Genomic DNA, 15339 nt, shown 5'->3' with positions numbered 1-15339 from the left:
CAGAAAATAAAGGGAGGTGTTATGGAGAACGACTATGATATTCATATTTTAATAATGGAAAGGAATTTATGGGAAGGAATATGAAGAAAAAATCTATATTAAAAAAGATAGGGCCAGCATCCCTGGCAACCGTCTTAGCTTTCAGCGGTGTTTGCTCCAGTAATTTCAATATTTTAAAGGTGCATGCAGAAGAAACAAATGCGGCCTTAGGAGCAATCACAAAAGTTGAAAAAACTGGGAAAAACAAAATTGTAATCACATATGAGAATGGTTATCAAGGACAAATAACATTCCTTGAAAATGGCATCTTCAGATTTAATATTGATCCTTCAGGTAAGTTTGATCAATATGCAACACCTAACAGTAAAGATCATATCGGTAAAATTCAGCAACAGCCTGATGATTCAGATGAATATACAAAGCCAGAAGCTACTGTTACCGATGGTGATATTTTAAAGATCAGTGCTGGTAATACGATTATTGAATTTAACAAAACAACGAGCTTGATGACAGTTAAAAGAGCAGATGGCACTATCGTTATGCAAGAAAGTGAACCACTTACAATTGCATCAGGTAAAACAAGCCAAAAACTGGCTGCTTCCGCTGATGAATATTTCTATGGCGGCGGTACACAGAATGGTCGTTTCTCACATAAAGGGCAGGTTATCAAGATTGCTATTGATAATACATGGGTAGATGGCAGTGTATCATCTCCGAATCCATTCTACTGGTCAACAAAAGGTTATGGTGTTTTAAGAAATACCTTTAAAACAGGAGCTTACGATTTCCAGAATAGTAATAGTGAGGAAGTTATCGCATCTCATGATGAAAAAGAATTTGATGCGTATTACTTTATTTCTGATGCAAACGATAATGCTAAAAAAGCAGAAGAACTGCTTAAGGATTATTATAAGGTTACCGGAAATGCTGTTTTATTACCGGAATATGCTTTCTACTTAGGGCATCTGAACTGTTACAATCGTGATGGCTGGTCAACTGAGCAAACAGATGCTACCTTGAAAAATGGTAAAACCGGTGGACATACGTATTGGAAATTGGAAGATGGCCTGAAATATTGGGAAAATGGTTTAACAGATGGATATATCTTAAAACCAGATGCTTATGCAGAAACGCTAAATGGTACCGGTCCATCGACTATGACAGATAAATTTAATGCAAAAAAAGGAACAACAGAGGATATTTATAAATTCTCTGCCCGTGCCGTTATTGATGGACATGAAGATACGGATATGCCATTAGGCTGGTTCCTTCCAAATGATGGATATGGCTGTGGTTATGGTCAAAACGGCTATGAATACACAGGCGGTTCCATGGAAGAAAAAACAAAAGCAATTGATGCTAACGTACAAAACTTGAAAGAGTTTACAGATTATGCAACTTCCAAAGGTGTTACAACCGGTCTTTGGACGCAGAGTCAGTTAACTCCTTCAACAAGTTCAACACTGGAATATCAAAAACTTCGTGATTTTGATAAAGAAGTTAAAAAAGGCGGTATCACTACGCTGAAAACCGATGTTGCTTGGGTTGGTTCGGGTTATTCGTTTGGACTTGACGGTATCTCACGTGCGTATGATATCGTAACTGAAACTAAGAACAGACCAAACATTGTTACTTTGGATGGTTGGGCTGGTACACAGCGTTATGGAAGTATTTGGACAGGGGATCAGACTGGTGGCGATTGGGAATATATCCGTTTCCACATTCCAACTTATATTGGACAGAGCTTATCCGGTAATCCAAATATAGGTAGTGACATGGATGGAATCTTCGGTGGTGGAGATATCATTTCTACACGTGACTATCAGTGGAAAGCATTCACTCCACAGATGCTTGATATGGATGGTTGGGGAAACCGTGCTAAAAAACCATATTATAATGGTGACCCATATACTCCAATCAACAGAATGTATTTGAAAATGAAAGCTGAAATGATGCCTTATACATATACTTTGGCAAAAGAGGCTACGAATGGTTTGCCTATGATTCGTGCGATGTTCTTGGAATATCCTAATGAAGGAAATGCCTATAACAAACGTAATACAGAATATCAGTATATGTATGGTGACAGTTTCCTAGTCGCTCCTATTTATGAAAATCAGAAGAGTGATGAAAATGGAAACGATGTCAGAAACGGTATCTACCTGCCAGATAAAAATCAAATCTGGATTGATTACTTTACTGGTAAACAGTACAAAGGCGGACAAACTTTGAATGGCTTTGATGCACCACTTTGGAAACTGCCATTATTTGTTAAAAACGGTTCTATCGTTCCTATGTATGAAGAAAACAACAACCCACAGCCTATTTCTGATACCAATAAAAATGGTTTGGATAAGACTAAACGTGTTGTTGAATTCTGGCCGGCAGGCTCTACAAGCTTCTCACTTTATGAAGATGATGGAAACTACATTGACAATAGCAATAAAGAAGAAGTATCTTACGGTGGAAGTGTCACAACAAAATTCACATCGAATGTAGAAGGCACAACAGCTACTTTGAAAGCAGAAAAATCTGTAGGCAGCTATACAGGATACAATAGCAACCGCAATACTACCTTTGTCGTAAATGTATCAAAAGAACCTACAAAAGTAACTGCGAAAAATGGAAGCAGTGAATTAGCACTTCAAAAAGTTACTTCTCAAGAAGAATTTGATAAAGCTAGCGGAAATGTATATTTCTATAACGATGCACCTAATCTGAACAAATATACAAAAGATACTGAAAACTTCAAAGTTGACATCACAGTAAATCCTAAACTGTATGTTAAATTTGCTAAAACAGATGTTGCTAGCAATGAACAGACGTTAGTCATTGAAGGTTTTGAAAATAAAGCAGATTTCTCAAAAGACGAAGTAAATAAAGATTTAGCGGCACCTGAATTAAGCTATGACAATGAATCATTAACACCAACAAGCATTCAGTTAAATTGGACTGCTGTTGATGGAGCTACTTCTTATGAACTTAAGACGGATGGCGTAATTAACAGCGTTGGTACTGAAACTAGCTTCTTAGATAAAAACTTAGACTATCATTCTGCACATACGTATCAAATCCGTTCAAGAAATGCAGAAGGTTATTCTGAATGGAGTAATGAATTACAAGTTACAACTTTAGAAGACCCATGGAGAAATGTGCCAGAACAAAGCATCAAATGGGAGTATGGCGATCAATGGGGTAAAATAGCGCATGCAAATGATAAAAACTTCAATACGATGTTCCATTCCACAGGGGATGCAACCGGCAAAGATCTTATTATTGATATGGGCTTAGCGTATCCACTTGATAAGTTTGAATACTATCCTCGTGGGGATGCGAATGATGGATCAGGTACTGTAGGAACAGGTTCTAATGGTACGGTACATCAGTTGGATGTTTCCATTAGTATGGATGGCTGGAACTGGATCAAAGTTCAAAATGGTGCAGAACATCCTTGGAGTTATACAAAGGGTGACAGCATTCAAGACAGTGTAAAAACAGTTGATTTAACTGGTAAAACAGCACGTTATGTAAAACTGAATGTAGTTGAATCTAACGGTAAATTCTTCGCAAGTAACGGTCTTTATGTTTATAAAGCTGATGGAAGCAAAGGCTTTGCTGTAGGAAGTAGTTTACAAAAACCTACCGTAACCGAAGGCGATTATACAAATATGAGTCAGTATATCGGTAGATCTAAATACTTCCAAAAGACAACCTTTGATGCACAGATCAAGGCACATGGTGCTGACATTAACTACAATGATGTATATGATGCTTATGATTATGCATTTACAATGTTCCAGTTAGATGGCGGAACTAAGAAAACGGGTAATGTAGCGGGTAACATGCTATTCATCCCTAGTGTAGAATCTGTAAAAGCCGGGGAAAAATTCACCGTTGATATTTATGGCGATAGTATGAAGAATGTCAATGGGTTAGGAGCATTAGTTTTCTATGACCCAGCTATGATCAAAGATGTGAAGACAAGCCAGAATCCATATATCGCTTCTATGGAAAATATGAGTATTGATACACCATTCGATGATGGAACAGGGGCTTTATTGAACTTGGCATTCATGAACAGAGGTGACAAGCCTTTAACAAGTGGTAACCATATCTTGGCAACTATCACAATGACTGCAAAACAGGATATGAATCTGAAGACAAAAGCGGCTGATTCTTTCTTAACGATTGAAAACGGCATCTTAATTGGACCAAACTATTCAACAGTGAAAGCTAAGATTAACGAAGAACCACAAATTCCTGATGCACCAGCGGTTAAAGATGTAACATTGAAACAAGAAGACGTTACAATGACAATAACAAATGAATTCTTGCCAACAGATGATGGTACAAACGTTGAAAAAATGATCAATGAAAAGAAATTTGATGGATTATTTAACGGTAACAAAGCTGATGGCGGCAGTGGCGCTGGATTTGACTTAGCTTGGGACATCAAAGGTTCTAACTTTAATGAAGAATATGTAACACTTCCATTAACATTACATGCTGCCTTGAAAGAAGAACAGACATTATCTAATATCAAGTTGTTCAATCGTGCGAATTTAGGAAATGGTGCGGTTGGCAAGGTGAAATATACGATCACTTATGCCGATGATTCTAAAGAAGAAAAAGAAATCACCGGCAAACAGTTAGAATATGCTTACGCTCCTGCAAAAGCAGATACAAAAGTTAAGAATGTCGATATTGAATTATTTGCTGCTGAAGGTGCTTCAAGCAAATATATGTCTATATCAGAGCTGGAATTCGTTCATGCAGACAAAGTAAGTGTTAAAGAAGTTATTTTAGATAAAGCGAATGCGACTGATTTATTCAAAGATGAAATTAGTCCTGTTAAAGCGTCAGTTACAACAGAACCTAACGCACCTGCTAATCAATACTATAAGGTTGAAAGCTCGGATCCTAGTGTTGCAAGTATTATTATGACTGGTGAAAGCACAAATATTTCATACCTTGTACGTACATTAAAGGCTGGTAAGACAACAATTACAGTTACATCGATCACAGATCCTAGCAAAAAGGCATCTTATGAATTAACTGTAAAAGAAGGTGTCAATACGACTGATTTAATGGCGGCAATTGAAAAAGGTAATAAATATAGCAGCCTTCTGTATACAGAAGATTCTTACAAAGTATTAACAGACGCTCTGAATGCGGCTGCAGATATGTTGAAGGATGGAAATTATACAAAATCACAGGTGGATAGTGCAACGACAAGTATCTTGAATGCGATTACTGGATTAGAAGTAAAACCATTGGATAAAGAACTGCTGATTAACAAAGAAGCTAGCAATAACAAAGATGGTGTAGTTGTTAAGAGTGTTTCAAGCGAAATCACAGCTGATGATGGCGAAGATGGAGCAGCTATTAATGTCTTAGACTACAATGAGGGTTCTTATTGGCATACAAACTATCTAGTAGCAGATGAAAGAAAAATGCCTCAGGATATTGTATTTGATTTAGGCAAGGATTATACACTTAGCAATGTAACCTTCCTGCCTCGTCAGAGTAAAGGCGGAGCTAATGGCGATATCCTTAAAGCAGAAATTCAAGTTAGTGAAGATGGCAAAGAATTCAAATCTGTAGGTGTATTTGAATTTGATAACGATGGAAAATACTTAAGTAGTAGAGATTGGCAGCGAGCTGCATTTGTAGATACATCTGGAAGATATGTGAAGTTCATTGCATTAAGTACAGGTGGCGATACTATGAATGCATATGCTTCGATGGCAGAAATTCGTTTCTATGGTAAAGAGAATAAGCCTGTCGTTACTGTAGATAAATCTAAACTGGAAACAGCAATCAATGAAGCAGCTAAGCTGAAAGAAGAAGAATATACACCTGAAAGCTGGAAAGACTTTGCAAAAGCATTGCAAGCAGCTAAGGATGCATATCAATCTGAAACAGTTGATCAGACTGCTGTAGATAATGCTATTAAAGCATTGAATACGGCAAAAGATAAACTGGAAAAGAAGACTCCTAGTGTAGTTGATAAGACAATCTTGAAAGCAAAAATTGTATTTGCTGAACTATTAAAAGAGGAAGACTATACAAAAGCAACTTGGGCTGATTTTGCGAAAGCATTAAAAGCAGCGAAAGATGTGGATGCGAATGAGGATGCAACGCTTGAAGATATAAATACAGCAATTGCAAATCTGCAAAAAGCTATAGATGCTTTGGAAGAAATCAATGAAGTACCTCCTGTGAACCCAGAAACAGGAAAAGAAGCATTGAGAAAACTTGTGAACGATGCTGCAGGATTCAATAAAGACGAATATACTGCAGAAAGCTGGTCGATCTTTGAAAAAGCATTAGCTGACGCACAAAAGGTATTGGATGATAAGGATGCATCTGCTGAGCAAATCGAAAAAGCTCAAAACGCATTAACAAAAGCAATTACTGATTTGAAAGCCGCAGAAGCTCCAAAACCAGATGATCCAGATACTCCAGATACTCCAGATACACCAGATACACCAGATACACCAGATACACCAGATACACCGGACACACCGGATACTCCAGATACTCCGGACACTCCAGATACACCGGACACTCCAGATACTCCGGATACTCCGGATACACCGGATACTCCGGATACACCGGATACACCGGATACACCGGATACTCCAGATACACCGGACACTCCAGATACTCCAGATACTCCAGATACACCGGATACCCCAGAAAAACCAGATGATCCAACAAAACCAGTTGAGCCATCAAAACCAGGGGAAACTACAAAACCAGAAACTAACAAACCTGATGAAACAAAGAAGGATGAAGAAGAAGTACAAACTGGTGATACTACGAATACCGGCTTACTGGCTGGCACGATGTTAATTGCTGGAGCAGGTGCTGTAGTAGTAATGATGAAACGTAAAAAAGAAACTGACAATGAAGCGTAATACTGCGTTTTATGTCTAATTCTAAATGGATGGGCATGGTATAACGATGCCCATCTTTTTACTATCTTTATTCTTATTTATTACCAGGATTCATAAGTTTTTCAACCATCATGATATGAAAAAGAAATGGCAATTTATGGAAGAGTTGAGATGTTTTATGAGATGTCTTGTAATAAAATTAAAATGTTTCTGAAAATTATGAAAAAAATGCAGAAAGTGCTTGCAAAATGTTTGCATTGAGGTATAATAAGGATAATCAATTTCAAAAACGATGAATTTGAGGATATGGAAAATGTTAAAGGAGAGAATTGTTATGGGAAAAGGATTTAAGAAATTAATGGCCATGGCAGCAGTTTCCGCTATGACTTTGACAACACTTGTAGGTTGTGGAAGTGAGGATGCCGGAAGTGCTGGCGGCGGTGATACACTTAAATGGGGTGTCAATTATGAACAGTCTGGTACAGCAGCTACTTATGGTACCAGTCATGTAGAAGGTATCAAACTGGCAGTGAAGGAAATTAATGCAGCTGGCGGTGTTGATGTCGGTGGTACTAAGAAAAAGATTGAACTTGAAATCAAGGACAACAAAACAGATGATACCGAAATGCCTCAGGTATATAACACTTTAGTAGAAGATGGTAATACGGTGATCTTAGGACCAGCTATTTCATCACTTACAAAACAGGCCTTCTCGATGGCAGAAGAAAGTAAGATTCCAACGATTTCAGCATCTGCTACCGATGATATGGCAACTTTTAAAGCAGATGGCAAAACCGTACAGTCTTATGGCTATAAGATCTGTTACTCTGATTCCTTCCAGGGAAATGCCGTTGCGAAAGCTGCTATGGATAAAGGCTTTAAGAAAGTTATCGTTTATGCCGATAACTCCAGTGATTATGCAAAAGGTCTGACAAAAGTCTTCACAACAAAATTCAAAGAATTAGGTGGAACAATTGTTGGTACCGAAAATTATCAGAAGGGTGATAAAGACTTTACTTCCATTTTGACAAAAATCAAAAATAAAGATTTCGATGCTATCTTTGTACCAGGGTATTATGAAGAAGCTAGTCAGATCATCAAACAGGCTCGTGAAAACGGTATTGATAAACCAATCTTAGGACCTGATGGATTTGACTCACCTAAATTGAAAGAAGTTGCCGGTGCGAAAGCATTGAACAATGTATATTTCACAACACACTTCTCATTGAAAGAAAACAACGATAAGATCAGTAACTTCCTGAAAGCTTATAAAGATGAATATGGTAAAGAACCAGATACATTTGCAGCATTAGGTTATGACTTGGCTTATTTCGTTAAAGCAGCTACTGAAAAAGCAGGAACCGATGATCCTGAAAAAGTAAATACTGCAATTGCTGAATACAAAGACTTCACTGGTGTAACAGGAACATTCTCTATGGATAAGGATCACACTCCTATCAAATCTATTAAATTAGTATCATTAAAAGATGGAGAACAGGCTTCTGTTGAAAACGTAGACGTAACCAAGTAAGACTATGATGGAAGCACGTAAATAAGGTGAAAGAACACTTTCACCTTATTTGACGTTTTTAAGAAGAGTAAATTCGTATACGAAAGGGGTATAAATATGACAATATTTCTGCAACAGCTGATCAACGGATTATCCGTCGGAAGTATCTTTGCGCTGATTGCACTGGGATATACCATGGTCTACGGGATTATCAAACTGATTAACTTTGCCCATGGGGATATCTATATGCTGGGTGCCTATGTGGGATTCTTCGCCTCAACATCACTTGGCTTGGGCTTTTTTCCAACCATGCTGTTAGCTATGGTGATTTGTATGGTGGCAGGTGTCTTGATTGAGAAGATTGCCTATAAACCACTTCGCCATGCATCACGCATCACTTCACTGATTACAGCTATCGGTGTTTCTTTGTTTCTGGAATATGCCATGATGTACTTCATGGGACCAAACATTCGTACATATCCAGCTGATTTCTTCCCACGCGAGGTATATACCTTTGCAGGATTACAGATTTCTAATCATCAGATTCTGATCTTTGTGACATCGATCTTATTGATGATTGCATTGCAGCTGATCGTGAAGAAGACAAAGATTGGTAAAGCGATGCGTGCGGTATCTACAGATCCGGATGCAGCAGCTTTAATGGGTATCAATGTAAACAATACCATTTCCTTTACCTTTGCCTTAGGTAGTGCCTTAGCTGGTGCAGCAGGTGTTATGATTGGTATGTATTATAATTCTATTGACCCATTGATGGGAATGATTCCGGGCCTAAAAGCCTTCATCGCAGCTGTCTTTGGTGGTATCGGCATTATTCCGGGCGCTATGCTTGGTGGAGAAGCTATCGGTATCTTGGAAACCTTGGCAAGTGGTTATGGTTTCTCGATGATAAAAGATGCCGTTGTATATTTGATTCTGATTGTCATTTTAATCATCAAACCAAGTGGTTTGTTAGGTAAGAATGTCAAGGAAAAGGTCTAGGAGGTGTACGTATATGAAAAGTCAATTTACAAAACGTAATCTCATTTGGACAATCGTTGTTTGTGTAATCTTCAGTATCTTTCAGATTGCTATTAGTGGCAGAATGATTCCAAACACATATCAGGTAGCTATTATTACGATTGGTATTAATATTATTTTGGCGTTAGGCTTGAATTTGATTATCGGCTTTACCGGACAGTTCTCGTTAGGACATGCTGGGTTTATGTCTATTGGGGCATATTCGGCAGCTATCGTATTGGCGAAAATGCCAAACTTAACTGGTTTATTTGTTGGTATGCTGGTAGGTATGGCGATTACGGCTGTAGTTGCTCTGATTGTTGCCATTCCAACCTTGCGTTTACGTGGGGATTATTTGGCAATTGCCACTTTGGGATTTTCTGAAGTTATCCGTATCGCTATTCAAAATATGGAAATTACCGGTGGAGCAGCTGGCTTAAGTAATATTCCTAAGCTAACAACATTCCCTCTGGTATTTGTGTTTATTGTTATTTCGGTAATAGTAATTCATAACTTTATTCGATCATCCCATGGACGCGCTTGTATTTCCGTTCGTGAAGATGAGATTGCCAGTGAATCCATGGGGATCAATACGACAAAATATAAAACCTTAGCATTTGTCATTGGTGCTATGTTGGCAAGTATTGCGGGTGCTTTATATGCGGCTTACTTCTATGTTTTAAAACCTACAACCTTTGGTTTCATGAAATCTATTGATATACTGGTTATTGTAGTATTTGGTGGTATGGGAAGCTTATCCGGCAGTATCCTTGCGGCGATTGTTTTGGGTATCATCAACCTTACCCTGCAAAGCTATTCGGAAATCCGTATGATCCTGTATGCTTTAGCCATTATCGTGATCATGGTCTATCGTCCGCAGGGATTGTTTGGCAGTAAGGAAGTTACCGATTTTCTGCCAAAGAAGTGGCAAAAGAAAAAGGAGGTAGACTAAGATGCCTTTACTTTCTGTAAAAAAATTAACGAAAAACTTTGATGGTCTTTGTGCCAATTCTAATATTAATATGGAAATCAATGAAGGTGAATTGGTTGGTCTGATCGGACCAAACGGTGCTGGTAAAACAACCTTATTCAATATGTTAACCGGTGTCTATGTGCCAAGTGAAGGTAGTATTGAATTCACGAAAGATGATAAACCAATTAAATTAAACGGTATTAAGCCATATAAAATCACAGCTTTAGGTTTAGCTAGAACCTTCCAGAATATTCGTCTGTTTAAGGATATGACCGTATTGGAAAATGTTCTGATTGCGATGAATAAAGATGTTGATTATGGCGTTATCACTGCCTTGTTGCGTCTTCCTAAGTATTATAAGAGTGAAATCGCCATGAAGAAAAAGGCAATGGAACTGTTAACAATCTTTCATCTGGAAGATAAATGTGAAGAGCTTGCCTGCAACTTGCCTTATGGAGAACAGCGACGTTTGGAGATCGCTCGTGCGATGGCCGCTAAACCAAAACTGTTATTCCTAGATGAACCGGCAGCCGGTATGAATCCACAGGAAACTGCTGAATTAACAGAATTAATTCGCTTTATCCGTGATGAATTTCATATCAGTATCTTATTGATTGAACATGATATGTCTTTGGTCATGAATCTGTGTGAACGAATTTATGTATTAGACTATGGAAAAATCATCGCATCCGGTGTACCGGAAGAAATCAAATCCAATAAGCGTGTTATTGAAGCTTATCTGGGTGAGGAGGTATAGGCATGCTGAAAATCGAGAATCTGCATATTAAATATGGGGCAATCCATGCCGTAAAAGGCATTGATATTGAAGTTAATGAAGGTGAAATTGTTACCTTGATCGGTGCGAATGGTGCCGGTAAGACAAGTATTCTGAAAGCCTTGTCGGGCTTGGTAAAGCCAAGTGAGGGAACCATTACCTATGATGGCAAAGTATTGAACAAGAAGAGCGCACAGGATATAATGAAAGCAGGAATCTCCCATGTACCGGAAGGCAGACGTATCTTTGCCGATATGACAGTATTAGAGAACCTTGAATTAGGTGCTTATCAACGTAAGGATAAAGAAGGCATCAAGAAAGATCTGGAAGCTATTTATGAACGTTTCCCTATCTTAAAGGATCGTAGTAAACAAGCAGCAGGAACTTTATCCGGCGGAGAACAGCAGATGTTAGCCATGGGCAGAGCCTTGATGGCAAATCCTAAGATCTTATTGTTAGATGAGCCTAGTATGGGATTGGCACCCATTCTGGTAAAAGAAATCTTTAGTATCATCAAGGATATCAATGCCAAAGGGACAACGATTTTGTTAGTGGAACAAAATGCCCGTATGGCCTTATCCGTAGCTACCAGAGCTTATGTCATGGAAACCGGTAAGATTGTTATGAGTGGTACCGGACAAGAACTTGCGGATAGTGAAGAAATTCAGAAAGCATATTTAGGAGGATAAAGTATGTACGTAAAAAATCGAATGACAAAGAATCCAATATGTATTGATGTAAATGCGAAGATCAGTGATGTTGTCGACATCATGAGCGAAAAGAATCTGCACCGTATTCCGGTAGTCAGCGGCAAAAAATTGGTTGGCTTGGTTACGGAAGGCATGATCAGCAAGAAAGGTGCTTCTAAAGCTACTAGCCTGAGCATCTATGAGCTAAACTATCTATTGTCGAAAACAAGTGTGGATGCCATCATGATTCGTGATGTGATTACCATTCATGAGGATCGTTTCTTAGAAGATGCGGCACTGTTGATGTTTAAACATGATATCGGTTGTCTGCCGGTTGTCAATGATGACAATGAGGTAGTTGGTATCCTAACTAGCAACGATGTATTAAGCAGCTTCTTAGATATCCTAGGTTATCGTACAAGTGGCAGTCGCGTCTGCGTAGAAGTTAAAGATGAGCTTGGAACGATTGGGGAACTAAGTAAGATCTTTGTGCGCAACAATTGCAATATCACGCACTTAGGTGTGTATAATCAGCATAATGGATATTCTGAGTTGATTTTCCGTATTGATACATTCCAGACAGATAATCTGGAAAAGGATCTGACAGAAAATGGCTATAAAGTTTTAAGTATTACAAAGAATCCTGCATAGGGTTCTTTTCTTTTGCCTTTACTTACATGCAGGGGGCAAAGGTAAAATAAGGGAAGTCATAAAGAAAAAGATAGGATTATGGTCATTAACTGCGTATTTTGTATGTCTTGGTGTTGCAGAACTACGTATTATGAAATGTTTACTAATTTATGTGCTTAAATTATCCTATCAAAATGCAATTTAAAAAGCTCAAGAATACCCATAAAGATTAGGGTATCTTGAACTTATGAGATAACGAGTTAATTATTTCTTAGCTTTCTTTGTATAATATGAAATACCTATACAAGAGGCTATGATAGGAGTAGAAACAACCAAGGCATCAGCCGAATCAAATGGGGGTAATAATCAGGAAGAGGAGCCCATTTCTCCAGATCCTTTTTTTGACCGATACCTTCATGGGGGAAGCTCTTAAAAGTTAACGACATCTTTCTTTTTATGTTAATTTTACTACGATGATGATGTGAAAATAAAAAATATATTTTCATTCACAAAGGCTATTCCAAAAATAGAAAAGCGATGAACAAAGGCTTTCTTTTATTGAAAGTTTTCACTTGTGAAATATGGTGGTAAAGTTCTTTAGCATGATACTTTATTTTCTTCACTTTTTCCTATATAATGCTAAAGGATATTAGGAATGATGAAGAGGTGTAGTGTATGAATATCATAAAGAGAAGTGGAAAGGAAGTTGTCTTCGACGCATCAAAAATTGAGGATGCTGTCTGTAAAGCAAATCAAAGTGTCACCCATATTTACCAGATGAGTGGTGAACAGATTGCCCAGATTGTAACAAATGTAACGGCATATTGTCAGCATCTGAATCGCAGTGCTACCGTAGAAGAAATTCAAGATAAGGTAGAAGAAGAAATCATGAAGCAGTCAGCTTTTAAGGTAGCCAATAATTATATTACTTACCGATATAAAAGGGAATTGGTAAGAAAGTCAAATTCAACAGATAAACAGATCTTAAGTTTGTTGGAATTTGAGAATGAAGATGTGGCACAAGAGAATTCTAATAAGAATCCGACCATTTCCAGCGTACAGCGTGATTATATGGCAGGGGAAGTAAGCAAGGATATCACGAAGCGTTTTTTATTGCCTCCGGAAATTGTAGAAGCACATGAAAAAGGTATTATCCATTTCCATGATTCGGATTATTTTGCTCAGCATATGCATAATTGTTGTTTGGTAAACTTAGAGGATATGCTGCAGAATGGTACGGTCATTGGGGAAACGATGATTGAAAAGCCACATAGCTTTTTAACAGCTTGTAACATCGCAACCCAGGCGATTGCGCAAATAGCCTCTTGTCAGTATGGCGGGCAAAGTATCACCATGTCACATTTAGCACCGTTTGTACAGATCAGTCGGGAAAAATTCCAAAGGGAAGTACGTCGTGAAATGGAAACAACCGGGGTACAGGTAAGTGATGATATCATTAATGAAATTGCCGAGCTGCGAGTAAAGCGTGAAATCAAACAAGGGGTACAAACCATTCAGTATCAGGTCATTACGTTGATGACAACGAATGGACAGGCACCATTTATCACCATGTTCATGTATCTGAATGAAGTACCGGAAGGAAGACTGCGCGATGATTTAGCTTTGATTATTGAAGAAATGTTAAATCAGCGTATTCAAGGTGTAAAAAATGAACAGGGCGTTTATATTACACCGGCATTCCCAAAACTGATTTATGTATTAGAAGAAGATAATGTGAGCGAAGGCAGCAAATATTGGTATCTGACAAAATTAGCTGCAGAATGTACGGCAAAACGCATGGTTCCGGATTATATTTCGGAAAAGATCATGAAACAGTTGAAGGATGGTAATTGCTATACATGTATGGGATGTCGATCTTTCTTAACTGTATATAAGGATGAAAATGATGAATATAAATTCTATGGTCGTTTCAATCAAGGTGTTGTAACCTTAAACCTAGTGGATGTTGCTTGTTCCAGTGGAAAAGATATGAAGGAATTCTGGCGTATCTTAGATGAGCGTTTGGCATTATGTAAGGAAGCTTTGATGTGTCGTCATAATCGTTTAAAGGGAACACCAAGTGATGTGGCACCTATCCTTTGGCAGAATGGTGCTTTGGCCCGATTAAAGAAGGGAGAAACCATTGATAAATTGTTATTTAATGGATATTCCACGATTTCTTTAGGCTATGCCGGTTTATGTGAAATGACACGCTATATGACAGGAAAACCTCATACGGATCCAGAAGCTACTCCATTTGCGTTAGAGGTTATGCAGTATTTAAATGATGCATGTGCAAAATGGAAAGCTGAAGAAAATATTGACTTCTCTTTATATGGCACACCATTAGAATCTACAACATATAAATTCTCAAAATGTTTACAGGAACGTTTTGGCATCATAGAAGGTGTAACGGATAAAAACTACATAACAAATAGCTATCATGTCCATGTGACGGAAGAAATCAATGCATTTGATAAATTGACTTTTGAGTCACAATTCCAGAAGCTATCTCCAGGTGGAGCAATCAGTTATGTGGAAGTACCGGATATGAAGAATAATATAGATGCTGTTTTAGCGGTTATGCAGCATATTTATGATCATATCATGTACGCTGAATTAAATACTAAGAGCGATTATTGTCAGGTTTGCGGCTTTGATGGAGAAATCCAGATCATTCGTGATGAGCATAATAAGCTTATCTGGGAATGTCCACACTGTCATAATCGTGATCAGGATAAGATGAATGTTGCCAGAAGAACATGTGGTTATATCGGTACACAGTTCTGGAATCAAGGAAGAACACAGGAAATCAAAGAACGTGTCTTGCATCTGTAGGAGCA

The 15339-nt window shown here is 38.1% G+C and carries 8 protein-coding genes; all 8 read left to right on the top strand.

Translation table 11 applies throughout. From position 1 onward, the window contains the following. Positions 1-80: 80 nt before the first annotated feature. The 8 genes from KJS44_RS13665 to nrdD all read left to right on the top strand — a co-directional run bounded on the left by KJS44_RS13665 (position 81) and on the right by nrdD (position 15334). On the top strand, positions 81-6923 hold the full coding sequence (locus KJS44_RS13665; RefSeq protein WP_017144747.1) for a discoidin domain-containing protein: 6843 nt from the start codon (positions 81-83) through the stop codon (positions 6921-6923). A 313-nt stretch (positions 6924-7236) separates the two neighbouring features. Beyond that, entirely contained in the window at positions 7237-8433 is a 1197-nt protein-coding gene (locus tag KJS44_RS13660) for an ABC transporter substrate-binding protein (RefSeq protein WP_008690471.1), read from the top strand. A 96-nt stretch (positions 8434-8529) separates the two neighbouring features. Continuing rightward, positions 8530-9411 (top strand): branched-chain amino acid ABC transporter permease, encoded by an 882-nt coding sequence (locus KJS44_RS13655; protein WP_008690473.1) that lies wholly within the window; start codon positions 8530-8532, stop codon positions 9409-9411. Between the two features lie 13 nt (positions 9412-9424). Beyond that, positions 9425-10381, top strand: a complete 957-nt coding sequence (locus tag KJS44_RS13650) for a branched-chain amino acid ABC transporter permease (protein ID WP_008690475.1) — start codon at positions 9425-9427, stop codon at positions 10379-10381. Position 10382: 1 nt separating this feature from the next. Beyond that, positions 10383-11159, top strand: a complete 777-nt coding sequence (locus KJS44_RS13645) for an ABC transporter ATP-binding protein (RefSeq protein ID WP_008690476.1) — start codon at positions 10383-10385, stop codon at positions 11157-11159. Between the two features lie 2 nt (positions 11160-11161). Continuing rightward, positions 11162-11866 (top strand): ABC transporter ATP-binding protein, encoded by a 705-nt coding sequence (locus tag KJS44_RS13640; protein ID WP_008690478.1) that lies wholly within the window; start codon positions 11162-11164, stop codon positions 11864-11866. Between the two features lie 3 nt (positions 11867-11869). Beyond that, on the top strand, positions 11870-12517 hold the full coding sequence (locus KJS44_RS13635) for a CBS and ACT domain-containing protein (protein ID WP_008690480.1): 648 nt from the start codon (positions 11870-11872) through the stop codon (positions 12515-12517). Positions 12518-13171: 654 nt separating this feature from the next. After that, a complete protein-coding gene (gene nrdD, locus KJS44_RS13630) occupies positions 13172-15334 on the top strand; it encodes an anaerobic ribonucleoside-triphosphate reductase (RefSeq protein ID WP_008690482.1) in 2163 nt (720 codons plus the stop codon). Positions 15335-15339: the final 5 nt, after the last annotated feature.

Source organism: Longicatena caecimuris, assembly GCF_018406465.1.
Taxonomy (GTDB): domain Bacteria; phylum Bacillota_I; class Bacilli_A; order Erysipelotrichales; family Erysipelotrichaceae; genus Longicatena; species Longicatena caecimuris.
This window is presented reverse-complemented; position numbering and strand designations above follow the sequence as displayed.